The organism is Sorangium aterium, from assembly GCF_028368935.1.
GTDB classification, from domain to species: Bacteria; Myxococcota_A; Polyangia; order Polyangiales; family Polyangiaceae; genus Sorangium; species Sorangium atrum.
The window spans coordinates 3,902,032-3,929,007 of sequence record NZ_JAQNDK010000001.1 but is presented as its reverse complement, the minus strand read 5'-3'; the positions used below and the strand labels follow the sequence as shown (position 1 = coordinate 3,929,007).

General features: G+C 70.1%; 17 protein-coding genes. 11 read left to right on the top strand and 6 right to left on the bottom strand.

All coding sequences use genetic code 11. The annotated features are described in order from the left end of the window. Positions 1-257: 257 nt before the first annotated feature. The 4 genes from POL72_RS14520 (at position 258) to POL72_RS14505 (ending at position 11,910) form a co-directional block, all read left to right on the top strand. Positions 258-6,224 carry an AAA family ATPase gene (locus POL72_RS14520; protein WP_272095816.1) on the top strand — a complete coding sequence of 1,989 codons (5,967 nt, stop codon included), beginning with the start codon at positions 258-260 and terminating at the stop codon, positions 6,222-6,224. Further along, positions 6,221-8,365 carry a response regulator gene (locus POL72_RS14515; protein WP_272095815.1) on the top strand — a complete coding sequence of 715 codons (2,145 nt, stop codon included), beginning with the start codon at positions 6,221-6,223 and terminating at the stop codon, positions 8,363-8,365. The genes POL72_RS14520 and POL72_RS14515 overlap by 4 nt, the downstream gene beginning before the upstream one ends. 462 nt (positions 8,366-8,827) lie before the next feature. Beyond that, entirely contained in the window at positions 8,828-11,056 is a 2,229-nt protein-coding gene (locus POL72_RS14510) for an NADP-dependent isocitrate dehydrogenase (RefSeq protein WP_272095814.1), read from the top strand. Positions 11,057-11,403: 347 nt separating this feature from the next. After that, positions 11,404-11,910: a pentapeptide repeat-containing protein gene (locus POL72_RS14505; RefSeq protein WP_373372174.1), complete on the top strand. Its 507-nt coding sequence runs from the start codon at positions 11,404-11,406 to the stop codon at positions 11,908-11,910. A 45-nt stretch (positions 11,911-11,955) separates the two neighbouring features. On the opposite strand, the gene POL72_RS14500 is transcribed toward POL72_RS14505, so the two are convergent. Further along, entirely contained in the window at positions 11,956-13,500 is a 1,545-nt protein-coding gene (locus POL72_RS14500; RefSeq protein ID WP_272095812.1) for a hypothetical protein, read from the bottom strand. Between the two features lie 213 nt (positions 13,501-13,713). On the opposite strand from POL72_RS14500, the gene POL72_RS14495 reads away from it, so the two are divergent. Further along, positions 13,714-14,133: a GFA family protein gene (locus POL72_RS14495; RefSeq protein WP_307730557.1), complete on the top strand. Its 420-nt coding sequence runs from the start codon at positions 13,714-13,716 to the stop codon at positions 14,131-14,133. A gap of 39 nt (positions 14,134-14,172) precedes the next feature. Here the strand turns inward: POL72_RS14495 and POL72_RS14490 are convergent, their stop codons facing one another. Continuing rightward, on the bottom strand, positions 14,173-15,510 hold the full coding sequence (locus tag POL72_RS14490) for a hypothetical protein (protein WP_272095811.1): 1,338 nt from the start codon (positions 15,508-15,510) through the stop codon (positions 14,173-14,175). Positions 15,511-15,770: 260 nt separating this feature from the next. Between POL72_RS14490 and corA the strand changes: the two genes are divergently transcribed. Next, the gene (gene corA, locus POL72_RS14485) at positions 15,771-16,976 is read left to right on the top strand and encodes a magnesium/cobalt transporter CorA (protein WP_272095810.1); all 1,206 of its coding nucleotides are present in this window, start codon (positions 15,771-15,773) and stop codon (positions 16,974-16,976) included. Between the two features lie 20 nt (positions 16,977-16,996). Here corA and POL72_RS14480 read toward each other — a convergent pair whose 3' ends face one another. Continuing rightward, positions 16,997-18,106: a hypothetical protein gene (locus tag POL72_RS14480; RefSeq protein ID WP_272095809.1), complete on the bottom strand. Its 1,110-nt coding sequence runs from the start codon at positions 18,104-18,106 to the stop codon at positions 16,997-16,999. A gap of 179 nt (positions 18,107-18,285) precedes the next feature. Between POL72_RS14480 and POL72_RS14475 the strand changes: the two genes are divergently transcribed. Beyond that, positions 18,286-19,365: a hypothetical protein gene (locus POL72_RS14475; protein WP_272095808.1), complete on the top strand. Its 1,080-nt coding sequence runs from the start codon at positions 18,286-18,288 to the stop codon at positions 19,363-19,365. Between the two features lie 52 nt (positions 19,366-19,417). On the opposite strand, the gene POL72_RS14470 is transcribed toward POL72_RS14475, so the two are convergent. Genes POL72_RS14470 through POL72_RS14460 form a run of 3 tightly spaced genes read right to left on the bottom strand, consistent with a single transcriptional unit; the run spans position 19,418 to position 22,575 of the window. Next, positions 19,418-20,638 carry a DUF790 family protein gene (locus POL72_RS14470; protein WP_272095807.1) on the bottom strand — a complete coding sequence of 407 codons (1,221 nt, stop codon included), beginning with the start codon at positions 20,636-20,638 and terminating at the stop codon, positions 19,418-19,420. Further along, the gene (locus POL72_RS14465) at positions 20,625-22,109 is read right to left on the bottom strand and encodes a DEAD/DEAH box helicase (protein ID WP_272095806.1); all 1,485 of its coding nucleotides are present in this window, start codon (positions 22,107-22,109) and stop codon (positions 20,625-20,627) included. Before POL72_RS14465 ends, POL72_RS14470 begins: the two co-directional genes overlap by 14 nt. Before the next feature lie 55 nt (positions 22,110-22,164). Then, complete coding sequence (locus tag POL72_RS14460; RefSeq protein WP_272095805.1) at positions 22,165-22,575, bottom strand: 6-pyruvoyl trahydropterin synthase family protein; 411 nt, start codon at positions 22,573-22,575, stop codon at positions 22,165-22,167. Between the two features lie 162 nt (positions 22,576-22,737). Between POL72_RS14460 and POL72_RS14455 the strand changes: the two genes are divergently transcribed. The 4 genes from POL72_RS14455 to POL72_RS14440 all read left to right on the top strand — a co-directional run bounded on the left by POL72_RS14455 (position 22,738) and on the right by POL72_RS14440 (position 26,911). Continuing rightward, positions 22,738-23,337, top strand: a complete 600-nt coding sequence (locus POL72_RS14455; protein WP_272095804.1) for a YqgE/AlgH family protein — start codon at positions 22,738-22,740, stop codon at positions 23,335-23,337. A 123-nt stretch (positions 23,338-23,460) separates the two neighbouring features. Next, positions 23,461-24,846, top strand: coding sequence for an IS4 family transposase (locus tag POL72_RS14450; RefSeq protein ID WP_272093452.1), 1,386 nt, complete (start codon positions 23,461-23,463; stop codon positions 24,844-24,846). A 231-nt stretch (positions 24,847-25,077) separates the two neighbouring features. Beyond that, the gene (locus POL72_RS14445; protein WP_012239415.1) at positions 25,078-25,548 is read left to right on the top strand and encodes a Dps family protein; all 471 of its coding nucleotides are present in this window, start codon (positions 25,078-25,080) and stop codon (positions 25,546-25,548) included. 154 nt (positions 25,549-25,702) lie between these two features. Beyond that, positions 25,703-26,911, top strand: a complete 1,209-nt coding sequence (locus tag POL72_RS14440; protein ID WP_272095802.1) for a formylglycine-generating enzyme family protein — start codon at positions 25,703-25,705, stop codon at positions 26,909-26,911. Positions 26,912-26,976: the final 65 nt, after the last annotated feature.

Here is a 26,976-nt window from a genome sequence, read left to right as displayed (position 1 = left end):
GATGCCCTCGGCCGTCTGGCTCGGTCCGGTTTTGCTCGGCGCTTATGGTGGCTGACAAGCTGACTGGTGCGGGGGGACAGCTCGCGTAGGAACACGCTCGGTCGCCGGCAAGCGCTGAGACGACCACGGCCTTATCGTCCAGCAGAGGCTGCCCGAAAAATTCCCCGGAGGGAGGATCGCCGGTCGCATTCCGTCCTGCTCGGCACTACGATGATGATCCGACAGCGGCGCCCCTGAAGGATGCGAGGGGGGCAACGATGGAGCTGCGGGATTACACGCTGGAAAAGGTAATCTACGACGGCAACGAGACACGGGTATGGCGCGCGGTCCATGTCCCCTCGGGGGCGCGCGTGGCAATCAAGATCCCCGTGGCCGAGGTGGCCAGTCCGCGTGTGATGGGGCGGCTGATCCACGAGCACCAGGTGCTCGTGCAGCTCGCACAGGTGCCCGGGGTGGCGCGCGCACGGGCGCTGGAGCAGCGGGGCGGCGCGGCGGCGCTGGTGCTGGAGGATCCTGGCCTCGGCTCGCTCGATCGCCTGCTCGCCAAGCAGGGGCGCGTGCCGGTCGGGGCCGCGCTGCGGTTCGGCCGGCTCCTGTCACGGGTGCTCGAGGGGGTGCACGCCGCTGGCGTGATGCACAAGGACATCAAGCCGCAAAACGTGCTGGTGGACGAGGCCTGCGAGAGGGTCACGCTGCTCGACTTCGGCATCGCCTCGCTGTTGTCCCAGGAGGCCACCGAGGCGAGCATCCCCGAGGCGCTGGAGGGGACGCTTGTCTATATTTCCCCGGAGCAGACGGGGCGCACAGCGCGCGCGCTCGATACGCGCACGGACCTGTACTCGCTGGGGGTGACGCTCTTCGAGGTGATGTCGGGGCGGCTGCCGTTCACGGAGCGCGATCCGCTCTCGCTGGTGCACGCGCACCTGGCCAAGGACCCGCCTCCGCTCGACGCCGTCGCCCCGGAGGTGCCAAGGACCGTGGCAGCCATCGTCGCGAAGCTCCTGGCCAAGGATCCCGAGCGGCGCTACCAGACGGCCCGCGGCGCGGCAGAGGATCTGGAGGAGGCCCTCCGTCGATGGGACGAGCGGGGCACGGTGGAGCCGTTCGGCCTGGGAAGAAAAGACTTCTCGCGCAAGCTCCGGTTGCCACAGGTGCTCGTGGGACGGGAGCGCGATGTCGAGCGGGTGGGCGAGTCCTTTGCGCGCGCCGCGCAGGGCATGACGGAGCTCCTGCTCGTCGGCGGCCCCTCGGGCATCGGCAAGACGGCGCTGGTCCGGACGGTCTACAGGGATATCGCGCAGGCGGGGCGCGGGCTCCTGATCGCGGGCAAGCACGATCAGCTCGCGCGGTCGACGCCTTACGCGGCGCTGGCGCAAGCGTTCGGGGCGCTGATGCGCCAATGGCTCTCCAGCTCGGAAGCGGTGCTCGAGGCCTGGCAGGAGCGGATCCGGCGCGAGGTCGGGGACAACGCGCGGCTCATCGCGGACGTGGTGCCGGAGCTCGACCTGGTCATGGGCAAGCTGCCGCCCGTGCCGCCGGTCGAGGGCGAGCAGGTGCTCAACCGGCAGAAGCTGACGTGGCTGAATTTCGTGCGAGCCGTCACGGCGCCGAACCCGCCGCTCGTGATGTTCCTGGACGACATGCAGTGGGCCGACAGCGCCACGCTGATCATCCTGCAGACGCTGCTCACGGACGTGGAGCGCAAATCGCTGCTGGTGATCGCGGCGTACCGCGACAACGAGGCGCCGCCCGAGCACCCGCTGTGGAAGCTCGTCGAGGCGGTGGAGAAGAGCGAGGCCAAGGTGTCGCGGATGACGGTGGGCCCGCTGTCGGGAGAGCAGGTGCAAAAGTGGTGCTCGCGGACGCTGGAGAGCGAGCCCGCGCGGGTGGAGCCGCTGGCGCGCGTGCTCTCGCGCAAGACCCGCGGAAACCCCTTTTTCCTGGAGCAGCTGCTGCTCTCGCTGCACCGGCAGAAGCAGGTGGTGAGGGATCCGGAGAGCGGGGCGTGGCGGTGGGATCAATCGTCGCTCGAGAGGGCGGGCGTCACCGATAACGTGGTCGCGCTCCTGACAGACAAGGTGCGTGAGATGCCCGAGCCGACGCAGCAGCTCCTGGGGCTCGCGGCCTGCGCAGGCCACACGTTCCACCTGCAGGATCTGGAGCGGCTCAGCGGGTGGGAGCGCGCCCCGGTCACGGGGGCGTTATGGCCGGCGCTGGATGCGGAGCTGGTGGTGCCGGTCGACGGGGCTTACCGCCCCGCGCAGGCGCTCGGCGTCATTGGCGCGGCGGCGATGGACGCGGCGTACCGGTTCCTGCACGACCGCGTTCAGCAGGCGAGCTACGAGCGGATCTCGCCGGAGCAGCGGGTGCTCGCGCACCTGGAGATCGGCCGGCGGCTCCAGGCGCGTCATCTCGCCGAAGGGGGCACGGTCCAGCAATTCCTGGAGCTCGTGCGGCACCTGAACCTGGGCTCGGCGCGGCTCGAGTCCGTGGAGGAGCGCAAGGAGCTCGCGCGGCTGAACCTGGAGGCCGCTCGCTGCGCGAAGGCGGCGAGCTCCTACCGATTGATGGCCAACTTGCTGGACAGCGCGCAGGCGCTCCTCGGCGGACGCGCCTGGGAGCGGGAGCGCGCGCTGTCGGCGGAGATCGGGCTGGAGCGCCTGGAGGCCGCCTATCTGCTGCGGGAGTTCGACGACGTCGAGGCGCGGGCGCTCGCCTTGCTGGACAGGCCTCTGCCGGAGGTCGCCTGGCTGTCGGCGCAGGAGATCCGCACGCGCTGCTGTGTCGCCACGGGCCAGTACGCGCGCGGAATCGGGCTCGGGATGGCCGCCCTCGCGAAGCAGGGCATCACGTTCCCCGACACGGATGAGGCGTGTCAGGTCGCGCTCCTGCAAGAGTCCACCGAGCTGGATCAATGGCTGGACCGTGACCCGGACGGGTTCGATCGAATGCAGGTCGATCCGTCGCTGGAGCACCGGCTCATCGATGCCCTGATGACGCAGGCGCAGCTCTGCGCGATCTACGGCGGCCGGCCGATGCTGTATACGCTCGTCATCGCCCGCATCGTGTCCGAGGCGATACGGCGGGACGCGCTCACGCCTGCTGCCACCCTCATGATCTGCAGCTTCGCCAACGCGTGGTCGGTGGCGACGGGCATGTATCGCCGTACCATGCGCTGGCTCACGCCCGGGGTGCGCGCCGCAGAGCGCGTCGGCTCCGCGATGCTCCCCGAGTGCCTCGCGCTCAAGGGGATCTACCTGGGCCACTCGAGGCCCATCGATGAAGCGTCCCCCGTTTACGAGCAAGCCATCGCTGCCGGCCTGAAGATCGGGTCGTTTCAAGGCACGAGCTGGGGGCTCCTGTGCGACTTGCTCTACTACCGGCTGTGGCGCGGCCTGCCGCTCGGCCAGGTCGACGCGCAGCACAAGGCGCGCTGGGAGCTGGTGCAGCGCGCAGGGGACGCCGTCGGGCGACACCACTTCGAGCTGGTCGCGTCCTTCTGCGAGGTCTTGATGTCTCCTGACGGCGCCGAGCGCCTCCTGGAGGAGGAGCCATTGCCACGAGGTTCGCGCTCCCTCCTGGCCGACGGGGACAGGTACACCGGAGGGTTCGCTCGTACGCTGGAAGGATATCTGTTCTGCGCTGTTGGCAAGTGGGAGCGGGCGCTGTCGAGGATGCGGGAGGCGGAGCAATTCCAGGCAGACCTCCTCGGGATCCCGATGGTGACGGACATCGCGCTCTTCCTCGCGCTCGCAGCAGCGAAGCGCTGGCCCGTCGCCGTCACGGACGAGGAGCGGGCGCGGCTGCGGCAGCACATCGAGCACAGCCTCGCGCGATTGCGCTACTTCACCGAAGGCTGCGAGGCCAATTTCCTCCACAAGCTGCGCCTCGCCGAGGCCGAATACGCCCGCGTCCTCAGCAAGCCCGATGAGGCGGCGGCCAGGTACGACGAGGCCATCGAGCTGGCCCGCGAGCACCGCTTCCTGCACATCGAGGCCCTGGCAGCCCAGCTCTCCGCCGAGTTTCGGCTGGAGGCGGGCAAGACCCACGTCGGGGCGATGTACCTGCGCGAGGCGCGCGACGCCTACGCGCGCTGGGGTGCTGACGCGGTTGTCGCCCATCTGAACGCGAGGTATCCCGCCTTGCTGAAGGCGTCCCTGCACGAGTCGGCCTCGGAGCGTACGACCGTGATGGCGACCACCACGACCACGGGCAGGTCGACAGGCGCGCATTTCGACGTGAAGACCGCGGTGCGCGCGGCGCAGGCCCTCTCGGGCGAGCTCGACCCGGGGCGCGTGGTGGGCCGGCTGATGGAGCTCACGCTGGAGAACGCGGGGGCGCAGCGCGGCGCCCTGGTGCTCAGCGAAGGGGACGCGCTCTCGGTCGTCGCTCGGCTCTGGGTGGAGGGGACCCGCATCGAGGCAGGGCTGTCGGAGCCCCTCGGGCAGAGCCACGACGTGCCCGTCGCGGTGGTGCAATACGCGGCCCGCACGGGCGAGCCGGTGGTGACAGGCGACGCGAGGTCCGACGCGCGCTTCGCCGGCGACCCGTACCTGGCGTTGCACGCGGTGCTCTCGCTGCTGGCGCTGCCCTTGACGCATCGGGGCCACGTGGTGGGCGTGCTGTACCTGGAGCACCGCGACGTGCCGTCGGCGTTCCCTCCCGCGCGCGTGGAGCTCCTGTCGGTGCTCGCCTCGCAGGCGGCGATCGCCGTCGAGAACGCGGTGCTGTACCGGGACCAGGAGGTCAAGATCCAGGAGCGGACGGCGCAGCTGCGGATCGCCAAGGAGGCGGCCGACCGCGCCAATCGAGCGAAGAGCGATTTCCTCTCGAGCATGAGCCATGAGCTGCGCACGCCCCTCAATGGCATCCTGGGTTACGCTCAGTTCCTCATGCGAGCGCCCGAGCTCTCGCCGAAGAGCCGCGAAGGGGTGCAGATCGTGAAGAAATCGGGCGAGCACCTCCTGGCGTTGCTCAACGACCTCCTGGATCTCGCGAAGATCGAGGCCGGCAAGATGGAGCTCGTCCCCCGGAGGTTTGACTTCCCCTCCTTCGTGCACAACGTGGTGGACCTCTGCAGCGTGCGCGCCGAACAGAGGGGCACCGCGTTCACCCACGAGGTGCGGGGCCCGGCGCTCGCCGCCGTGTACGCCGACGAGAAGCGCTTGACGCAGGTGCTCCTGAACCTGCTCGGCAACGCCATCAAATTCACGGAGCGCGGCGCGGTCACCCTGCTCGTCGACGCCCTGGGCGAGGGCGGAGATGGGCAGCGCGACGTGCGCTTCCGGATCGAGGACACGGGCACGGGCATCGCCCCGGAGCACCTCGCGCGCATCTTCGAGCCCTTCGAGCAGGTGGGAGACCAGAGGGTGAAGAGCGAGGGCACCGGGCTCGGCCTCGCCATCAGCAAGAGGATCATCGAGCATATGGGCGGGACCATTGATGTCGAGAGCGAGCTCGGCAAAGGCAGCGCGTTCACCGTGACGCTCACGCTCGCCGAGGCGCTCTCTTCCGCGGCCGCCGACGAGGCCCTGGCGTGGGCCACGATCACCGGTTATCGCGGCGAGCGCCGCAAGATCCTCGTCGTGGACGACAACCCCGGCAACCGCGCTCTGTTCTGCGATCTGCTGGTGCCCATAGGCTTCGACCTCGTCGAGGCCGACGGCGGCGAATCCGCGCTGCGGCTGGCCCTGGAGCACAGGCCGGCGCTGATCCTGATGGACCTGGCCATGCCAGGCCTGGACGGCTATGAGACCACGCGCCGCCTGCGGCAGATGCCCGAGCTCGACGGGGTGGTGATCCTGGCCTCGTCGGCGAACGTCAACGCCGCCGAACAGCCGAAGGGGGCCCACGCCGGCTGGGACGACTTCTTGCCGAAGCCGGTGCATGCCAACCTGCTCTTCGAGAAGATCGCGCGTTTCCTGCGCGTGGAATGGACGCACGAACCGGTGAACGCCACGGTCCCCGCGGCGGTGAAGGGGGATAGCGCGCTGGTGCCGCCCTCGGCCGAACAGCTATCGCTGCTATCGCAACTGGTGGCGTCGGGCCGTATCCGGAAGGTGCTGGCGGAGGCGGAGCGGATGCAGCAAAGCGAGCCGCGGCTCGGCCCCTGGCTCGAGCAGCTCCAGACGCTGGCGCGGACGTACCAAATGCGGAAGCTGCAGGAGTTCGTCGAGGAGCATGCCGCGGTCGGCGCGGCGGTGGCCGACGGTCAACTGTCATGAGCAGAGCCTCCGCGCCCGGTGCTCGTGAGGGCACGATCCTCGTCGTGGATGACATGCCCGCCAACCTGGCCCTGCTCGTGGATCATCTGGAATCCGCAGGTCATCAGGCGCTCGCCGCCGAGGACGCGGAGGCGGCCCTGAAGCGGGCCAGCCTCATGAGACCCGACCTGATCCTGCTGGACGTGGTGATGCCCGGGATCGACGGGTTCGAGACCTGCCGGCGCCTGAAGGCGGCCGAGGGCACCCGAGACATCCCGGTGATCTTCATGACCTGCCTCGGAGAAGTGGCGGACAAGCTCGTGGGGTTCGAGGCGGGGGGCGTCGACTACATCACCAAGCCGTTCGAGATTGAAGAGGTGCTCGCGCGGATCAGGACGCACCTGAGCTTGCGCGAGGCGCAGAAGGAGCTCGAAGCGAAGAACGCGCAGCTCGTGCGCGCCCACCAGGAGCTGGAGCAGCGGGTGCGAGAGCGCACGGCCGAGCTGGCGAGCTCGAACGCCGCCCTCGAGGCGGAGAACGCCGAGCGGCGGCGCGCGGAGGTTGCTTTGCGCGAGAGCCAGCACCTGCTTCAGGCCATCTTCGACAACTCCACGGCGGTCATCTACGTCAAGGACCTCGAAGGACGCTATCTGATGATCAACCGCCGCTACGAAGAGTTGTTTCATGTGACCGCGCGGTCGATCGCCGGCAAGACCGACTATGATCTGTTCCCCGCGGAGTGCGCCGAGGCGCTTCGCGCTTTCGATCGGCAGGTGGTGGCGGCCGGGGGGCCGCTGGAGATGGAAGAGATCGTGCCGCAGGACGATGGGCTCCACACGTACATCGCGATCAAGTGTCCGCTCTTCGACGAGTCGGGCCGGTCGTACGCGGTCTGCGGGATCTCCACGGACATCAGCGATCGAAAGCGGACCGAGGCGGAGCGGGAGATGCTCCTCTCCCGCGAGCAGGCGGCGCGGGCGGAGCTCGAGCGCACCGGGCGGCTGAAAGATGAGTTCCTGGCGCTGCTGAGCCACGAGCTGCGGACGCCGCTCACCGCGATCCTCGGCTGGTCGCAGCTGCTCCGTATGCGCGGCCCATCGGACGAGATCCTGGGCCGGGCGCTCGGGACGATCGAGCGGAACGCGCGGGCGCAATCCAAGCTCATCGACGATCTGCTGGACATGTCGCGCATCATCGGCGGGCGGCTGAGCCTCGACGTGGAGGCGGTCGATCTGACCGAGATGCTCGAAACGCTGCTGGAGTCGACCGAGCCGGCGGCGAAGGCGAAGGGGATCCGCCTGGAGCTCAGCGTCGAGTCGCCAGGAGAACACGTCATCGGGGACCCGAATCGCCTCCAGCAGATCGTGTGGAACCTGCTCAGCAACGCGATGAAGTTCACGCGGCAGGGCGGGCAGGTGAGGGTGTCGCTGCGCCGCGAGGGGTCGTACGCGCGCCTCGCGGTGAGCGACACGGGGATCGGCATCGCACCGGAGTTTTTGCCGTACGTCTTCGAGCAATTCCGGCAAGCAGACGCCTCGACCACGCGCGAGTACGGCGGGCTGGGTCTGGGTCTCTCGATCGTGCAGCACCTGGTGGAGCTGCACGGGGGGACGGTGGAGGCGGCCAGCGCAGGGAAGGACCAGGGGGCGAGCTTCACGGTGAAGCTGCCGCTGGAGGTGAAGCACGTGGCGGCGCTGGCCGGAGGAGAGCCGCCCTCGGCGCCGCAGCGCCGGCCATCATGGCCTCGTGGCGGGGAGCTCTTGAATTTGAAGGGGGTGCGGGTGCTGGTGGTGGATGACGAGCCGGACACGCGAGAGCTGCTCCTGCGGATACTGGCGGAGTGCCAGGCGGAGGTGCGGACGGCGGGCTCGGTCGTCGAGGCCCTGGCGGAGCTGGAGCGAGACCAGCCGATGGTCCTGGTGAGCGACATCGGCATGCCGCACGAGGGCGGGTATGAGCTGATCCAGAAGGTACGGCAGTTGCCGGAGGAGCGTGGGGGGAGCGTGCCGGCGCTGGCGTTGACCGCGTTTGCGCGCGCCGAGGATCGCGCGCGGGCGCTCAAGGCCGGATACCAGATGCACCTGGCCAAGCCGGTGAAGCCGCCGGATCTGGTGGCGCACGTGGCGACGTTGGCCGGGCGAATCCATGGCGAGGCGAGGTGAGTCGAGGCCGAGCGCGGGCCTACGGACGTTCATCGGCTCCGCAGGGTGTAGCTTCGGCTCATCGAAAGAAGCGAAATGACGAGATCGTCGGCGAGCGCTGGCCTGATGCCGCGCGACTGTCACCGTTCGTGGTGACACTCGGTACCCGCTCGCGGGAGAAGCGTATTCCCGCGCGGAGAGCTTGGCGCTTCGGCTTCTTGTATTTGCGCGCTGCGGCATAGCCGAGAGCGTGCCGGTGCCGGGGTCTGGCTCCCTCTCCCGCGGCCGCGCACCGCTGGGGCCCGTTCCGCGTTGCCGCGGCCCGCCGCTCGTGCATCCGGGGGCTGGTCGGCGGCGACTCGGCCCGGAGCCAGGGGCGGCTTGCGCAAATTTCGATGCCGGGCATTCTGCCGGTGCGACGGGCCCTTGGCGTCCGGCGAAACCTTCCCGATAATCCCGACCCGTTCAACCCTCGAGAAAACAGTGGAAACGAAAAATTCTACCATCATCTACACGAAGACGGACGAGGCGCCGGCCTTGGCCACCTATTCGCTCCTCCCGATCGTCGAGGCGTTCACGAAGGCCGCCGGGGTCCGGGTCGAGACGCGCGACATCTCCCTGGCGGGCCGCATCCTCGCCAACTTCCCCGAGCGCCTGACGGACAACCAGAAGCTAGGCGACCACCTGGCGGAGCTCGGCGAGCTGGCGAAGACGCCAGACGCCAACATCATCAAGCTACCCAACATCAGCGCCTCCATTCCGCAGCTCGTGGCCGCCATCAAGGAGCTGCAGCAGCAGGGCTACGCCGTGCCGGACTATCCCTCCGAGCCGAAGACCGAGGAGGAGAAGGCGATCAAGGCGCGTTACGCCAAGGTGCTCGGCAGCGCCGTGAACCCCGTCCTGCGCGAGGGCAACAGCGATCGCCGCGCCTCGCCGGCCGTCAAGGACTACGCCAAGAAGCACCCGCACTCGATGGGCGCGTGGAGCCGTGAGTCGAAGAGCCACGTCGCGCACATGTCGAGCGGCGACTTCTACGGCAGCGAGAAGTCGGTCGTGGTGGACAAGGCGCAGGAGCTGAAGATCGAGCTCGTCGCCGGCGGCAAGACGACCGTGCTCAAGGCGAGCGTCAAGGTGCAGGCGGGCGAGGTCGTCGACGCCAGCGTGATGAGCGCCAAGGCCCTGCGCGCGTTCTACGCCGAGCAGGTGGCGGACGCGAAGAAGCAGGGAGTGCTGTTCTCCCTGCACCTCAAGGCCACGATGATGAAGGTCAGCGACCCGATCCTCTTCGGGCACGCCGTCAGCGTGTTTTATGCCGAGGCGCTCGAGAAGCACGCGGCCGCGCTCGCCAAGGTCGGCTTCGACCCGAACAACGGCATCGGCGACCTGTACACGAAGATCCAGAGCTTGCCGGCAGACGAGAAGGCGGCGATCGAGGCGGACATCAAGGCCCTCTACGAGCAGCGCCCGACGCTCGCCATGGTCGACTCCGACCGCGGCATCACCAACCTGCACGTGCCCTCGGACGTGATCATCGACGCCTCGATGCCGGCGGCCATCCGCTCCAGCGGCAAGATGTACGGCACGGATGGCAAGCTCTACGACGCCAAGTTCACGATCCCCGATCGCTCCTACGCCGGCATCTACCAGGCGACGATCGAGTTCCACAAGCAGCACGGGGCGTTCGATCCGCGCACGATGGGCACCTCGCCGAACGTGGGGCTCATGGCGCAGGCCGCGGAGGAGTACGGCTCACACGACAAGACCTTCAAGATCGCCGAGAGCGGCACGGTGCGCGTCGTCGACGCCGCCGGCAACGCCCTGCTGGAGCAGAAGGTCGAGGCCGGCGACGTCTTCCGCGCTTGCCAGACGAAGGACATCGCCATCAAGGATTGGGTCAAGCTGGCCGTCTCCCGCGCGCGCGCCACCGGCGCCCCGGCGGTGTTCTGGCTCGACGAGAACCGCGCCCACGACAAGAACCTGATCGCCAAGGTCAAGGCTTACCTGCCCGAGCACGACACCAAGGGCCTGGAGCTCCCGATCAAGAGCCCGGTGGAAGCGATCAAGTTCACGCTCGCCCGCATGAAGGAGGGCAAGGACACCATCAGCGTCACCGGCAACGTGCTGCGCGACTACCTGACGGACCTGTTCCCGATCCTGGAGCTGGGCACCAGCGCCAAGATGCTCTCCATCGTGCCGCTGCTGGCCGGTGGTGGTCTGTACGAGACCGGCGCCGGCGGCTCGGCGCCGAAGCACGTCCAGCAGCTGCAGAAAGAGAACTACCTGCGCTGGGACTCGCTCGGTGAGTTCCTTGCGCTGCAGGTCTCGATCGAGGACCTCGCCAACAAGACCGACAACGCCAAGGCCAAGGTGCTCGCCAAGGCGCTGGACACGGCGATCGGCCTGTTCCTCGAGAACAACAAGAGCCCGGCGCGCAAGGTCGGCGAGATCGACAACCGCGGCAGCCACTTCTACCTCGCGCTCTACTGGGCGCAGTCCCTCGCCAAGCAGACCGAGGACAAGGAGCTGGCGGCGAAGTTCGGCAAGCTCGCCCAGACCCTGACGGACAACGAGTCCAAGATCGACGGCGAGCTGATCGGCGCGCAGGGCAAGCCCGTCGACCTCGGCGGCTACTACCATTTCGACGATCAGAAGACGTTCGCCGCGATGCGGCCCAGCGCCACGCTGAACGCGGCCATCGACGGCTTCTCCTGAGCCGCGCCGGGGCCCCGCCGAGCGCGCGCGTGTCCACAGGCGACGCGCTCGGCGGTCACCGCTGTTCAACCACCATGCGACCGAGTCACGCGCCGGGTGCGCGCCTTGACGCCCACCATCAAACGATGACACCATGTCTGAAATCGTTTGGTGGACTGGAGCAGGGAATGGCCGGACGAGGACGATCGATCAGCGGAGATAAGCCCAAGCCCGGCGCTGGCGGCGGTGGAGAAATCTCTCCAGCAAAGCTAAATCCGTTCGAAGGGAAGGACTCCTTTGACGGTGAGACGTTCGATGGGCTCACCCTGGAACGAGCGGACCTGAGCGGCCGAGATTTCTGCGGCTGTGTGTTCCGGCGTTCGAAGCTCGGCGAGAGCCGCTGGACGCGCGTTCGGCTCGAGAACTGTGTCTTCGAGAGCTGCGATCTGACCAAGGCCGACCTCACCATGCTCTCGCTCCGCGGCGTCGCGTTCAACTCCTGCAAGCTGATGGGCGTCGACTGGACGAACATCGCGAAATTCCCCGACGTGTCGTTCGAGGATTGCGACTTGCGTTATGTTATCATGGATTCGCTCGCGCTGCGCAAAACGCGCTTCGAGCGGTGCGCGATCACCGAATCGGTGTTCGCCGCGACAGACCTCGCCGGGGCCGTGTTCGAGGAGTGCCGCTTCGCGGGGACGCGCTTCGAAAACTGCGACCTTCGAAACGCGCAGTTCCCTCGAGCCCAGGATCTGTTCATCGATCCGGCGAAGAACAACGTGAAGGGCGCCCGCATCCCGCTCGAGGCGGCGATCCTCCTCGCGACCTCGTTCGGCATGCACGTGCTCGGCTTCACGGAGAAGGACGGCGGATGACGGCCCGGGTCGCCGTGCGCCGCGGCCTCGAAAGACCTGCATCCTTCACGGCTTCACGGCGCTCCCCAGCTCAGCCGGGAGCGCCGCGTCGAGCCAGGCCTCGAAGGTGCTCGACAGCGCGCAGGTCGCCGCGCCGCTGCAGAGGTCCGCGCGCTTGGCCGCGAGCTCGCCCTCGATCGCCTCCCGCGTGGCTCCCAGCGCGCGCGCGCAGACGAGGTTCTTCGCCGTCTGAGCGACGTTCACGCCGCTGCCGGCCGTCACGACGATCGCCGCGGGCTTCTTGCCGCACGCGCGGCCGAGCGCCGCGGTCGCGCTGGCGTCGGTCGCTGAAAACGAGCCGTCCTGCACCGAGTGGAAATAGAACTTCGGCCCGGTCACACGCGACGGGCAGCTCTTCACGCCGCAGTCCGCGCCGAGCCACGCGACGAAGGGACCGTAGCTCCCGATGTCGGGCCGCATGTCGTGATCGAGGTGCTCGATGCCGAGGCCGCCGGAGACGCTCGGGGCCTTCGCATAGGCGGACACCGCTCCGTTCGAGAACGTCCAGACCGGGCTCGGCGCCGCCGGCTTCGCGCCCGCGGCAAGCGCGTTGAGCTCGTAGGGGACGATGAGCTCGTCGTTGCCGTCGTCGTCGAAGTCATACACGTTCAACGCGGAGATCGCGAGTCCACCGGGCGCGACCTCGATCGTTCCCAGCGGCGCCGCGGAGCGCTTGCCTTCGAGGTCGATCCGCACAACCTCGATGTCGAAGGCGAGCGCCCGCGCCGCGCCCTCGCCGGCGCCCGCGAATCGCGTCAGCGACAGCGCCCAGGAGCCGAGCCCCGCCGGCTGGCAGACCCCGAATTTCGGCAGGCGCGTCGCCTCGGCCGTCGAGACCTTCTCGGGCCCTTCGAGCTTCTGCGCGTCGGAGATGCGCGCTCGGTTCTGATCGAGGAGCTCCTGGCAAGCGCGCCGGTGCGACACCACGGAGCCGGCCCAGTCGAGCTTCGCGGTCGTCCCGTCGATCTGGAGCTCGTAGCGCGTGTCGGTCCACTCCAGCGTGACGCTCTGCTTGGCTTCGGCCCGGAACGGCGCGACGAGCCGGAGCTCGCCGCGCTCGTCGGCGAGGACCTCGTTCGACGGGCCCGCGTCGGGATCCTCGCCGGCGTCGGCGGCCGCCGCGGGCTCGCTCGGCTTTTCGGCTGCAGCCTCCGCGCTCGGATCGTGGAGCACCGCGCGAACCGGGTGCCCTCCGGTCCCGTTCTTCTTCCGGCAAAGCAGCTCGAGCCAGCCGTCGAGGCTCTTCGCTTCGCAGCCGAGGCCGACGGCCGCTGCGATCGGCTCGCTCCGGCCGTCCTTGAAGGACGCCGGCGCACCAGAAGGCGCCGGCGCAGCCGACGGCGGAGCCGGCTCGGTGGGCGCCGCAGCCGCGGGCGCGGCGGCCGACGAGGCTGCTTCCGCAGCGGCCGGCGACGCTGTCTCCGCGGCGGCCGCCGCCGGCGCGCTCGATCCGGCGCTCGGTCCCGAGCTCGCCGCCGGCAGGCCGGCCTCCTCGGATTTCTGACAGCCAACGAGAATCCCCAGCAGAAAGCAAGCGCTCAGTCTCTTCATGGTCCGGTCCCCTGGATCTAGCAGCCTGCGTACCAGCTCGGAGGCACGGGCGAAATGCCTCTGCTGGCCCAAGGATCGGCCGTGGCGCGTGTCGGGGCGGCCACGGCGTCGTGTTCCGGGCGCGCCGGGCGAACCGAGCTCGATCCTCGCCCGCCAGATCGGATAGGCTGAGCGTCCCATTCAATCGCGGCGTCAGGCGCCTGGAGAGAGCAGATGAGCGAGTCCAGCATTCACGGGGGTTGCCTTTGCGGGGCGGTGACATTCGAGGTCGACCCGCCGTTCCAGTTGATGGCCCATTGCCATTGCTCGCGCTGTCGCAAAAGCACGGGCGCGGGCCACGGCACGAATCTGGCCGTCGATCCCGGCCAGCTCCGATGGCTGTCAGGGGAAGAGGCCATCACACGCTATGAGCTGCCCACGGCGAAGAGCTTCGGGAAGTGGTTTTGCAGCCATTGCGGGTGTCCCGTCCCGCGCCTGAGGCGGGGCGGCAAGATCATGGTCGTCCCGGCGGGGTCGCTGGATACGGCGCCGCCCATCTCGCCGACGGATCACATCTTCTGGGCATCCAGAGCGCCGTGGGGGTGCGCCAGCGGAGGGCTTCCGACCCACGATGAGTACCCAGCGTCGTGGTAGGACGACCGGGCGTGTCGTCCCCTCGAGCGTCGCGCAGGGTCACCGGGTCACGCTGCTGTCCGGTCCGGCGCCCTTGGGGGGCTCGTAAGGCTCGGGGCTCTTGCCGACGGTCCTGAGGTTCACGAGCTTGTTGAGCAGATCGAACCAGAACGGCGCGCCGAGGGAGGCAGCGGCCGCGGTGATGAGGATGCCGGGGGTCAGGAGCCTGTCGAGCACCCCGCGGATCCAGCCGACGATGCCCTGGCCGAGGATCGCCGCGATCGCGTTCCAGAGCTTCGGAACGCTCGTGTGCTCGGGGGCCTTCACGCCCCAGGTGATCTCGACGTCGAGCCCGGTGAGCCGGGAGCGAGCGCCGCTGGCCTCGGCGATCGCGGACATGATGTCCTCGTTCTGGTCGACGCCGCCGGCCTGGGGCGCGGCGCGGGGCGGCGACTTCGCTATCTCCTGCGCCGCCGCGATCAGCCGGGCGCGCACCACCGCGTCGCGCGAGAGCGCGCCCGCGAGGCGGATGCTGTCGGCGTTGAACCCGACGCACAGGACGAGCGCCGTCGCGCTGATGATCAGCTGCGCGCGGCGCTTGTACCGGCCGGCGGCCCGGTCCATGGCGTCATTGAACCAGCGCTCCAGCCGGATGTTGGCCTCGCGCATGTCCTTGACCGTGGAGTCGACGATCGTTGTGAGGGCGCGCCGGAGATCGCTCTTCGGCGGCATGCTCCGGAGGATGTGCTTCAGCTCGTCGAGCGGGTCCTCGTCGCGGCTCGGCGCCGCCGCGATCTCGCCCGGCAGAGGCGCGGAGGCGCTCGCCTGCGGCGGCGGGACGCCGTCGCTCGCCTGCTGCGAAGGCGCGGAAGCGGCGTCGCTCGTCGGCGAAGGCGTGGCGCCGGCGCCGCTCGGCGAAGGCGCGGCGGCGGCGCCGGCCTGCGAGGGCGGCGCCGCGGCGCTGTCGGGCCAGGGGACCTGCCGCAGGGTGTCGATGAGCGCGGCCACGAACGCGTGCGACGGGATGTAGGACGGCCCTACCCAGCCGTACTTGAGATCCTTGATCAGCGGGTGCTCGCGGAGCCTCTCCGCGAGCGGGCTCGGGTGCGGTCCCGGCATCACCCGGGTGCGCACGAACACGACAGCGACCCGCGCCACGCGCTTCATGACGTGCTCCAGCGGGGGGCTCCTGGGGGCGGCGGTGTCGGCGGCGCCGGGCGACCGCTTCACGTGCGCGTCGAGCTCGCTATCGGCCAGCATGATCTCGATGCTCTGCGCCAGGTTGAGCGCGCGCAGCCGGAGCACGCCGGCGAGCGCCTCGTGGATGGCCGAGCAGAGGACGCTGAGCAGGAAGAAGACGCTGACGAGGCCGATCGCGATGTCGAGGGTCGTTCCCATGGGCATCCGGAAGGGCAGGGCGCGCTGCGGCGCGAGGCGCAGGCCGGCGCGCGTCGCGCGCTGCCCCGGCCAGCAGGGACAGGGAGGAAGAGGCGGCCCTGCGAGCGCCCGTTCCCCGCCGCGGCCCGACCAGCAACTCCCCTCCGCGGCCCCATCAGCATACGCCACCCGGCGCCGCGGAGCGAGCGCGAGAGCGCGCTCGCTTCCGCGCGTCATCCCGCGCTCGATGCCGCGGGATCTTGGTCTACCATCACGCCCCCGTGACGAGCTCCACGCTACCCCCCGAATCGCGGCGCAGCAGCGCGCCGCAGCCGCGCGCCTCCTGGGTCCAGGAGAGGGCCGACCTCGACCGGACGACGCTGCGGCCCAGGCGCGCCCGGCTCGTGCACGAGCCGCCGCCGGCGTCGCCGCCCGGGACGCTCGTCATCGAGGAAACGCAGCGGCCGAAGATCTTCGTCATCGACTACGACGCCGAGGTCGTGTCCGAGAAGGAGATTCAGCGCGTCGACGAGTGCATCCCCTACCTCACGGACGACCGGCCCTCCATCACGTGGGTCGATGTCCGGGGGCTCGGGCACAAGGGGACCTTCGAGCGGCTGGGCGAGATCTTCCGTGTCCACCCGCTCGCGCTGGAGGACATGGTCAACGTGCCCCAGCGGCCGAAGGCGGACGTCTACGGCGGCGAGCACGTCCTCATCATCGCGCGGATGGTGCAGGTCAACGAGCGCTGCGTGCTGCGCACCGAGCAGCTGGCCATCCTGGTCGGCAAGAGCTTCGTCCTGACGGTGCAGGAAGAGGCCGACTGGGACGTCATGGAGGCCGTGCGGGAGCGAATCCGCACCGGCCGGGGCTCGATCCGGGAGCGGGGCGCCGATTACCTGGCGTACGCGCTGCTCGACGCGGTGGTCGACGGCTTCTTCCCGGTGCTCGAGCGGCTCGGTGAGCACATCGAGGACCTGGAGGTCGAGGTGATCGACGCGAGGCGCCGGATGTCGAAGCCGATCCACGATCTGAAGCGGGATCTGCTCACGCTCCGGCGCGCCATCTGGCCGCAGCGCGATCTCGTCAACGCGCTGCTCCGCGAGGACAACCCGATGATCGCCAAGGACACGCGGCTCTACCTGCGCGACACGTACGATCACGCGGTGCAGCTGATGGACATGGTCGAGACCTACCGCGAGCTCAGCTCGGGCCTCATGGATCTCCACCTCTCCGGGATGTCGAACCGGATGAACGAGATCATGAAGGTGCTCACGATCATCTCGACGATCTTCCTCCCGGTGACCGCCATTGCAGGCATCTACGGGATGAACTTCCACCACGAGAGCTCGCCGTACAACATGCCGGAGCTCGACTGGTATTACGGCTATCCGCTCGTATGGTGCCTGATGCTGGCGAGCGTCGTCGGGCTGCTCACGTACTATCGCCGCAAGGGCTGGATCAGGAAGGACAACGACGGCGCCTGAGCGGCGGCGAGCGCGGCGCGTCAGCGCCTCTTCGCAGGCGCGTAGAACGCGAGGTTCCTGAGCAGGCGCGGATCGCCGGGGCGGCGCGCGAGGGCCTTGCGCAGCGCCGCCTCGCCGGCGGCGAGCTCGCCGACGTGGAACGCGCTGGTGGCGACGAGGTCGAGCAGCTTGTGCTCGTAGACCTCGGCGTCCACGAAGAGGGTGGCCTGGGCGGGGAAGGGGAGGGCGGCGCCGCGGGAGGCGAAGAGGTACGTCAGCGGCCAGCGCCGCTGCCCGTACCAGTGCCAGGCGACGGCGAAGAGCGGCTCGGCGCGGTGCGGGCTGTGGGCGTGGGCGTCGAGGTAGCGCTGCTGCACCTCGGGCCAGGGGCGCCCGAGCGCGGCGGCGGTGCGCGCCATGCGGAACAGCGATTCGTAGACCTCCTCCTGCCAGCCGCCGAGCGCGGCGCGCCGCTCGTAGGCCTCGAACGCCTCCGCGTGCCGGCCGAGGCACTCCAGCGTCTGCGCGAGGTAGAAGGCGGCGCGGGCGTCGCGGGGGGATCGGGCCAGCGCGGCGGAGAGCAGCTCCAGGTCGCGCTGCCATCTCCGGGTCTGGGCGGCGGCGTCGCGGCGAGAGAGGTCGTGGATGATGTGGGCGTCGGGGACGCGGATCGAGGGGGGCGGCTCGCCTTCCTTGGAGAGCACCTCGTGGGTGGCGCCGACGTAGCGCCACCCGGCCGAGGCGCGGGCGAGCCGGGCGGAGTCATAGACGGAATCGCCATAGCGTACGCGGACGTGGTAGGCGCCGTGCCCCGGGCCCGACGCGTCGCGGCGCTCCTCGCAGAAGCGACGGAGCGCGTCGCCCGCGACGAGGCGCTCGTCGCCGCTCAGCATGAGGGTGAACACGGCCGCGTCGCCGGCCAGATCGAGGGCGCGGCTGCGCGTCGCGCCGAAGTCGATGAAGGGCTCCTCGACGAGGTCGCCGGGGACACCGGCCATGGCGGAGCGCACCAGGGCCTGTGTGCCGTCGGTGGAGCCGGTGTCGAGGACGGTGAATCGGTCGACGTGGGGCCTGGCGGAGGCGAGGGTCTCGCGGATGGAGGGGGCCTCGTCCTTGACGATCATGACGAGCGCGAGGAGGGGGGGCGTCACGGGAGCAGTATGCCGCCGGACGGCGGTGGACCGGGGCAATTAAAAATTGAAGAGGAGACGGGCGCGCGCGCGCGCGCGCCGGAGCGCGGGAGAGGTAACGCGCGGCGGCGGAGGTGCGGGCGTGCTCTCTGCGAATTGGTCGCGGCCCTGGCGTTCTGTATACTCTCCATGTCATCGCAATGAACATGCGCGGACGCTGGAGTGCTCTCCTGTTCATCGGCGCGGCGGCGCTCCTCGCGCTTGCCGGCAGGGCGGAGCGCGCCTCGCACGATTCGGGCTCTGCTCCCGGAGGGCGCGGACCGCCGGGCCGCCCGCACTTCGAGAAGGCGCTCGACGTGGAGGTGTTCCAGCGCGGAAACATCCACACGCACACGTCCCTGAGCGACGGGGACAGCGAGCCGCGAGACGTCGTCCGCTGGTACCGCGAGAACGGGTATTCCTTCGTGGCGCTGACAGACCACAACCAGCGCGTCGATCCTGCGATGTTCCAGGATCCCTCGTCGGCGTCGAATTTCGTCGTGATCCCCGGCGAGGAGGTCACGATGTGGGCAGAGGGGAAGCCCGTGCACGTGAACGCGCTCTGTACGCGCGCGACGATCGGCGGGGGCGCCTTCCTGACCAAGGGGGAGGCGCTGAAGTGGGCGATCGGCCGTGTGTGGGCGGAGGGGGGTGTGGCGCTCATCAATCACCCGAATTTCGACTGGACGTTATCGGCCGGCGACCTCCTGGCGGCGCCTGCGGCGGAGCTCCTGGAGATCCACAGCGGGCACCCGTATGTGTACACGGACGGCGACGCGACGCGCCCATCGCACGAGGCGCTATGGGACGCGGTGCTGACGGTGCGCGGCGCCGCGGGAGGGGGGATCGTCGGCGTCGCGGTGGACGATCTGCACCAGCTCATGGCCGGATCGGGCGCGCCGCCCGCGGGGCCCGGCCGCGGGTTCATCGAGGTGTTCTCGCGGGAGGCGTCGCGCGCCGCGATCTGCAGCGCGCTCGCCGGGGGACGGCTCTACGCGTCGTCCGGGGCGAGGCTGCGGAGGATCGCGATCGCCGGGGACGCGTTCTCGGTCTGGCCGGTGGCGGCGGGCGCGGTCGTCGAGTTCGTCGGGCGGGGCGGGCGCGTGCTGGAGCGGCAGCAGCCCACGGAGGGCCGGGCGACGTACCGGCTCCGCGGCGGGGAGCGGTACGTGCGGGCGCGGATCACGCGGCCGGACGGGAAGCGGGCGTGGACGCCGGCGTACGCGACCGTGGAGCCGTGAGCGCCGCGGGCGTCGCGGGCGTCGCGGGCGTCGGATGGCCCTCCCCAGCGGCTCACGCCCCCCCGCGCTTCCCGTCCAGCCGGGCCAGCACCGCGCGCGGCGACATCGTCGCCCGGTAGACATAGATCTCCCCGGCTTCGTCGTCGCCCAGCACCTCCTCGCTCACGCGGAGCTGCTTGCCGACCGCGAGCAGGATCCTCGCCGGAAACCCCTTCCGGATCAGCTCGACGCGCCGCCACACCGCGTCCCGGCTCCAGAACCCGAACGCCTCGAGGTACACCTCCTCCCCGGTCTCCGCGTTCAGGAACACCAGATCGGGGACGCACACCACCTCCCCGGGCAGCGCGAACAGCCGCTCGTTCGGCGACACGGTCCAGGGCGACCCGAGCTTCCTGAACCCCTCGCAGAACGCGTCCAGCTCGGGTGTCGTCTCCGCGAGCTCGCGCCCATGGTACAGGAGGCCGTCCGCCGGGCCGATCTCGACCGCGAGCGGCTCCTTGTCGCGCCCCCAGCGCAGGTCGGCCCGCAGCCGGAACGAGGCGCACGAGAGCACCGACGGCAGGAACATCGCGAGCCGCAGGCCATACCGCTGCACCGCGTCGAACAGGCTGAACGGGCCGTCGAGCGCGATCGTGTAGCCGGAGACCGGATCGCCCTGGACCACGTGGATGAGCCCGTGGAAGCGCGCCGCCCGGAAGATCCGCCGGTACCGCTGGGCGCTCTCCCCCTCGATGCGGATCGTCACCTGCGTCGCCCGGAGGAGGATCGACTGCGCCAGCGCCAGGTTGTACCGATCCAGCAGGATCTCGGGCGCGTCCGCGGCCGCGCGCCGGAGGATCTCGGCGCCGCGCAGGTCGGCGTACAGGCCCGCCTCGATCGCGGCGGGCGTCGTGCCGAGCCGGGCGGCCACCTCGTCGAGCACGGCGGCGCGATCGAAGCGGGCGCGGACGTCGAGGGCGCGGTGCGCCGCCGCCGCCGCGTGGAACAGCTCGCGCCGGAGCGCCTCGGGATCGACGCCCTCCTGCACCTCGTACTCGCAGCCGTCCTCGAGCACCTTCCTCAGGCCGAGCGAGGCCACGCGATCCCGCGCGGGCACCTCGATGGCGTCGAGCGCGGCCTCGACGTCGTCGCGGCGCTCGCCGACGCGCTGCGAGAGGATGTCGAGGTACGCCCGCGCGACCGGCAGCAGGCGCTCGGCGGCCGCCCCGCGGAGGTACTGCGGCACGACCATCCCGCCCCGGCGGCGGACGCGGACGAGGTCACTGGTAAGCAACGTGCTCCCGGCGCTTGTCGCTCACCCGCTGCTCGCTCGTGCCGAGGGCCACGAGCTCGTAGAGGATCGCCGTCTTGTTCTCGCTCCGGCGCAGGATGCGGCCGAGCCGCTGGACGTGCTCCCGCACCGAGCCGCTGCCCGACAGGACGATCGCCACGTTGGCCTCGGGCACGTTGACCCCCTCGTTCAGCACCTTCGAGGTGACGACCGCCGACAGCGCGCCGCGGTTGAAGGCGTCGAGGATGGCGCTGCGCTCCTTCACCTTGGTCTGGTGGGTGATCGCAGGCAGCAGGAACTGCCGCGAGATCTGGTAGACCGTGGCGTTGTCCTCGGTGAAGACCAGGGTCCGATCGGCGCGGTGGGCGTGGAGCAGCCGGGCGAGGACGTCGATCTTGCCGGGCGCGCACAGCGCGAGGCTGCGCTGGCGGCGGTACGCCTCGAAGGCGCGGCGGCCGGCGTCGGACTGCGAGCTCAGCAGGATGAACTGGCCCCACCCCTCGGGCATGCGGATGCCGTTGGCGCGCAGAAAGCCGATGTACACGGCGCGCGCCGCCTCGTACGCGGCGCGCTCGTCGTCCGAGAGCGGCACCTCGAGCCGGACGACGTCGTAGGCCGCGAGGTACTGCCCGGAGAGCTCGGTGATCTCCCGGCGGAAGACGATCGGGCCGATGAGATCGTCGTAGCCCCGGCCGTCGGCGCGCTCGGGCGTGGCGGTGAGGCCGAGGCGGAAGGGCGCGAGGCACATCTTCGCGGCGAGCGCGTACGACGGGCTCGGCAGGTGGTGGCACTCGTCGAAGATCACGAGGCCGAAGCGGGCGCCGAGCCGGTCCATGTGGGCGTGCGCGGAGTCGTAGGTGGTCACCGTCAGGTCGAGGACGTCGTGATAACCGCCGCCGAGCAGGCCGATCGGGACGCCGAACGCGGCGGAGAGCCCGTCGTACCACTGGTTCAGGAGATCCAGGGTGGGGACGACCACGAGCGTGCTGCGCTGCCGCGCGGCGATCGCGAGCGTCGCGACGAACGTCTTGCCCGCGCCCGTCGGGAGCACGACAACGCCCCGGCTGCGCCGCCCGGCCCAGGCGTCGAGCGCCTCGCGCTGGTAGGGGAACGGGTCGTGCTTGGCGAGCGGCGCGAGCGGGAGCGCCTCGTACTTGCGGGCGCCGTCGGTGAACGGGACGCCGCGGGCGCGGAGCCTCAGGACGAGCTCGGCGTAGTCGATCGCCGGCACGCGGTAGACCCGCTCGCGCGCGTCCCAGCGGCAGGACGCGGGCAGGCACGCGGGGTCGAGCGGCGCGCCCTCGGCGGGATCGCCCGCGTCGCCGCCGTCGGGCTCGTCCGCGCTCGATGGCAGCGCGCTGCTGTCGATCGCAGGCGCAGCCGCGAGCGCAGGGCGCGGGGCGAGGCCTTCGATGCGGAGGGTGCCGCCCTGGAAGCTCAGGGCGATCGGCGCTGTGCGGACCGGCTCGGTCATCGGCGCGCTCTTTTGCCGCGGGCAGGGCCGCGTGCCAAGCGGAGATGGCCGGCGATCAGGCCAGCTCGGTCGGCATGACCGAGGCGCCCCGGAGCGGCGCGCGGTAGCGCACCCAGACGAGGGGGGACTCGTGCAGCGTGATCGTGAGGGCGCTTCCGGCGCTCACCGGGAGCTTGCGGCCGAGCTCGCGGTGGATGTAGCGCGCGATGAGCTCCGGCGTCGAGCGCTTGCCCTCGAACGCGGGGTGCTCGTCGAGGTTCCGGTAGTCGATCTCGGCGAGCACGGCGCGCAGGCCATCCCGCAGCGCGCTCGTCTCGACCACCTGGCCGAGGGGCGAGAGCTCCTCGCGCTCCACCTCCACGCTGACCGTGTACGTCGCGCCGTGCAGGCGCTGCGCAGGGCCGAACTGCACGCCCTTGAGGCTGTGGGCCACCATGATGTGATCGCGGACGCCGACGGTGTACATGGGTCCACTATACCCGCCGCACCGGCGCTGGAGGGAGATCCCAATCGCCTGTCACGGCACACCGGAGTAAGGTGGGGGCGACCTCCCGTCCAGCCCCCGCCGCGGCGGACGGGTTCGTGCGGGACGCAGTGACCGGTTGACCGTTGCCAGGGAGGATCGCCGATGAACAGCGAAGCGAGCGTGCTGGCCCCAGGGTTCCTCATCGCGTCGCCGCCGCTCGGCGATCCGAACTTCGACCGGACGGTCGTGCTCTTGGCGGTGCACAGCGAGGGCGGGGCGCTGGGGTTCGTTGTGAACAGGCCAGCGCCGATGACGCTGGGGGAGCTCCTGTCGTTCGCGGGTTATGGCAACGACCTGAAGGACCCGGCGCCGGTTTACCTCGGCGGGCCGGTCCAGCCGAGCTCGGGGTGGATCCTGTGCCTCGATCCGGCGCTCGGGGCCGAGGAGACGGGCGTGATCCCGGTGGGCTCCCGGGTGCGGGTCACGTCGTCCCGGAGCGCGTTCGACACGCTCGCGGCCGACGCGGTGCGTGGCACGGCCGCCGCGGACGACCCGCGGCGCAGGACGGTGCTCCTCGGTTACAGCGGCTGGGGGCCCGGCCAGCTGGAGCGAGAGATCGCCGGGGGCGCGTGGCTGCCCGTGGCCCTCGACGAGCGGATCCTGTTCGACGTGGCGGCGGACCAGCGCTGGGAGCAGGCCTATGCGCTGCTCGGCCTGCGCCCCATCGAGGTAATGTCGATGCGAAGCATCGGCGAAGCCTAGGTGAGGGGCAGACCCGCTTCGGAGACGGGCCCATCTCGACGTTTTCGGTGCTCGGCGTACAAGAGTCTCAGGATCCTACACATCTCGCTTGATGTGTGCTGGGCGACGTGATCAAAGCTGCGGATGGGTTCACCCGCAGCAGAGAACGCGGCCGCACTCGCCGAGGAGATGAGCGACGCGCCCTTCGGCGATGTGCGGCTTTCGAAGCGCCAGAGCAAGCTGGTGCAAAAGCTGGCGCAGGCGCCGGACAAGAGCTTCCCCTCGCTGCTGTCCGACAGCGAGCTGGAGGCTGCGTACCGTTTCTTCGGCAACGACGCCGTCACACCCGCGGCGATCCTGGCTCCGCATGTGCGCGCCACCCTCGCGCGCATGGAGGCCGAGCCGGTCGTGCTCGCCATCCATGACACCACGACCCTCTCCTTCCGCTCGGACGGCCAGCGGCAGGGGCTCGGCCGGCTGCGCTCCTCGGGGCAGACGTTCTTCGCCCACTTCACCTTGGCCGTCAGCGGCGATGGGGTGCGTCGCCCGCTCGGCGTGCTCGCTCTGAGCACGCACGTGCGCGACGAGGACACGACGGGCAACGAGCACGACCGCTGGGGAGAGCAGGTGGAACAGGTCGCTGCCCTGGGCTGTGCTCCGCACGCCTTGGTGCATGTCATGGACCGCGAGGGCGACGACTACGGCCTGTTCGCGCAGCTGCTGGGCGCAGGGCATCGGTTCGTGATCCGGCTGGCACACAATCGCCTCGTCGAGGCCGCCGCCCTCGGAGAGGAGGCGAAACTCGAGCACGCGCTCGCGCAAGTTCAAGCGGTCGCTGTGCGCGAGGTAGAGCTTTCCCCACGGCCGGCGGGCAACCGTAGCCCTCAACAGAAACGCCTGCATCCCACCCGTGCCGGACGCCTGGCGAAGCTCGCCCTTGGCAGCACGCGCGTGACGCTGCGACGACCCAGATCGCAGCCGCGTGAGCTGCCGGCGACACTCTCGCTTCAGGTCGTGCGTGTCTGGGAGCTCGAGCCGCCGCCGGGCGAAGCGCCGGTCGAGTGGGTGCTGCTCACCAACGAGCCGGTCGAGTCCGGCGAGCAGCTGACGCAGCTGGTCGACTGGTACCGGGCGCGCTGGATGGTGGAGGAATTCTTCAAGGCCCTGAAGACCGGGTGCGCCTACGAGAAGCGCCAGATCGAGGACCTGCACGGCTTGCGCAACGTGCTGGCGCTCTTCGCGCCCATCGCCTGGCAGCTATTGCTGCTGCGCAGCGAGGCTCGGCGCGCTCCGGAGCAGCCCGCGACCGCCGTGCTCACGCCCACCCAGCTCGCGGTGCTGCGGGTCTTCGCGCGCAAGCCCCTGCCCGAGAACGCCACGGCCCGCGATGCCTTCCTGGCGATCGCCGCGCTCGGCGGACACCTCCGGCGAAACGGCGAGCCCGGCTGGCAGACCTTGGGCCGTGGCTACGAGCAGCTCCTCACCCTCGTTCAGGGCTGGAGCGCCGCGAGGGAGGTGGGGGAAATATGATCAATCCTGAGACTCACGTACGCTGAGCACCGAAAACGCCGATCTGGGCCCGTCTCCTGTGCGGGTCTGCCCCGCTGGCGTCCTCCTATGGGAAGAGGGCAGGGGATGACCCGATTGACGCGGCGACGGCGAGGACGAACGTTGGCGGCCCGTCACGACTGGGCACGGAGGGCGCTCCCGGCGCCGGATTCGGTCCAGCGAGCGAAGAGCACACGATCTACGAGAGGAGCGATGATGGAGATCAATATCGGAATCGATGCGAAGAACCGCGAGCTGATCGGCGCCGGGCTGGGACGCGTCCTCGCGGACACGTACACGCTCTATCTGAAGACCCACAACTTCCACTGGAACGTCACGGGGCCCATGTTCCAGACGCTCCACCTCATGTTCGAGCAGCAGTACAACGAGCTGGCGCTCGCCGTGGACCTGGTCGCCGAGCGCATCCGGGCCCTCGGCCTCCCCGCGCCGGGGACCTACAAGCAGTTCGTCGCGCTCTCGACCATCAAGGAGGACGACGGCGTCCCCAAGGCCACGGACATGATCAAGCGCCTCGTCGAGGGCCACGAGACGGTCGCGCGCACGGCGCGTGAGCTCTTCCCCGTGGCCGAGAACGCCAACGATCAGCCCACCTGCGATCTGATCACCCAGCGCCTGCAGGTCCACGAGAAGACCGCCTGGATGCTGCGCAGCCTGCTCGAGTAGCCCCCGCGTTGCGATGCGACCGCCGGCCGAGCTGCGGAGAGGAGATCCCTCGATGCAGCCGGCCGGCCCGGGGCGGCTTGACAGCGGTGAACGAAGGGGGTGACGCTGTCGGGTCATGGGTGGAACCTGGGCGAAAGCTGGTTGGATCGGCGGGGTGGGAGCGCTCGTCGCCGCCGGATGCTCGGACCTCATCGGAGCAGACTGGGGACGGTACACGCGCGGCGGAGAGGGCACGACGGCCGGGAGCGGCGGTGAGACGGCAGCCGGGAGCAGCGGAGAGGGCGCTGCGGCCGGGAGCGGCGGAGAGGGCGCTGCGGCCGGGAGCGGCGGTGAGACGGCGACCGGGAGCGGCGGAGAGGGCGCTGCGGCCGGGGGCGGCGGCGCGGGCGCCGGGGGCGGTCCGGTCGCGTCGGCCCCGAGCTGCCGGGACCTGGAGACGCGGTGCGGACCGGACCAGATCAGCTGCTGCGACAGCAAGCTGGTGGACGGCGGCCGGCACACGAGGCGCTACACGAGGAACCATGTTGAGGCGACGGGCTCCAGCGCGCAGAAGAAGGCGTTCGTCAACGACTTCTGGCTGGATACCTACGAGATCACCGTCGGCCGGTTCCGCGAGTTCGTCGAGGCGGGGAAAGGAACGCAGGAGAGCCCTCCGGCGGTGAACGCCGGACGGCACCCGACGCTGTTGGACAGCGGATGGCAGACCAGCTTCAAGCAGTACCTCCAGCCGAACAAGGCGATGCTGATGGCGGAGCTGAAGAAGTGCACCCCTCCCGGCGTCGACACATGCAGTGCTATCGGGGACCCCTGCTCGACGTGGACCGACAGCGTCGGCTCGGACGACGACGAGCGCCGCCCCATGAACTGCATCACATGGCACGAGGCGATGGCCTTCTGTGCGTGGGACGGCGGGCGCCTGCCAACCGAGGCCGAATGGCACTACGCAGCGGCCGGCGGCGACGAGGAGCGCACGTATCCCTGGGGCGACACGTTCGTCGATAACCACGCGGTCTTCGGCTGCTACGGGGCCACGGAATCGTCAGGCGGCCCGTGCACGATAGGCGACATCCTGACGGTCGGCGCGGGATCGAGCGAGGGAGGAGACGGACGGTGGGGGCAGGCGGACCTGGCGGGGAGCCTGTGGGAGTGGACGCTGGACGGGTACAGCAACAGCTATACGATCTCGAGCGGGGACATCGATCACTGCGACAACTGCGCGAACCTGACCGATACCGGCGATCGCGTCATCCACGGCGGATCGTTCGAGGACGATCCGGATCGCCTGATGGCGTCCGAGCGCCTTCCAAGCAAACCCGCCGAGCGCTACTACGGCATCGGCGCCCGGTGCGCGAGGGATAGGTAGCGTCGCCCGCGCGGCGCTCCTGACACGGCGTCCGCCGCGGGGCGTCGCGTCGCCTTCCGACTTCC

Coding starts and splice junctions, on each gene's coding strand:
- POL72_RS14465 (WP_272095806.1), bottom strand. CDS start 22,109: ATGACCGAGCCGGTCCGCACAGCGCCGATCGCCCTGAGCTTCCAGGGC.
- POL72_RS14475 (WP_272095808.1), top strand. CDS start 18,286: ATGAACATGCGCGGACGCTGGAGTGCTCTCCTGTTCATCGGCGCGGCG.
- POL72_RS14455 (WP_272095804.1), top strand. CDS start 22,738: ATGAACAGCGAAGCGAGCGTGCTGGCCCCAGGGTTCCTCATCGCGTCG.
- POL72_RS14520 (WP_272095816.1), top strand. CDS start 258: ATGGAGCTGCGGGATTACACGCTGGAAAAGGTAATCTACGACGGCAAC.
- POL72_RS14515 (WP_272095815.1), top strand. CDS start 6,221: ATGAGCAGAGCCTCCGCGCCCGGTGCTCGTGAGGGCACGATCCTCGTC.
- POL72_RS14450 (WP_272093452.1), top strand. CDS start 23,461: ATGGGTTCACCCGCAGCAGAGAACGCGGCCGCACTCGCCGAGGAGATG.
- POL72_RS14445 (WP_012239415.1), top strand. CDS start 25,078: ATGATGGAGATCAATATCGGAATCGATGCGAAGAACCGCGAGCTGATC.
- POL72_RS14500 (WP_272095812.1), bottom strand. CDS start 13,500: ATGAAGAGACTGAGCGCTTGCTTTCTGCTGGGGATTCTCGTTGGCTGT.
- POL72_RS14460 (WP_272095805.1), bottom strand. CDS start 22,575: ATGTACACCGTCGGCGTCCGCGATCACATCATGGTGGCCCACAGCCTC.
- POL72_RS14495 (WP_307730557.1), top strand. CDS start 13,714: ATGAGCGAGTCCAGCATTCACGGGGGTTGCCTTTGCGGGGCGGTGACA.
- POL72_RS14490 (WP_272095811.1), bottom strand. CDS start 15,510: ATGGGAACGACCCTCGACATCGCGATCGGCCTCGTCAGCGTCTTCTTC.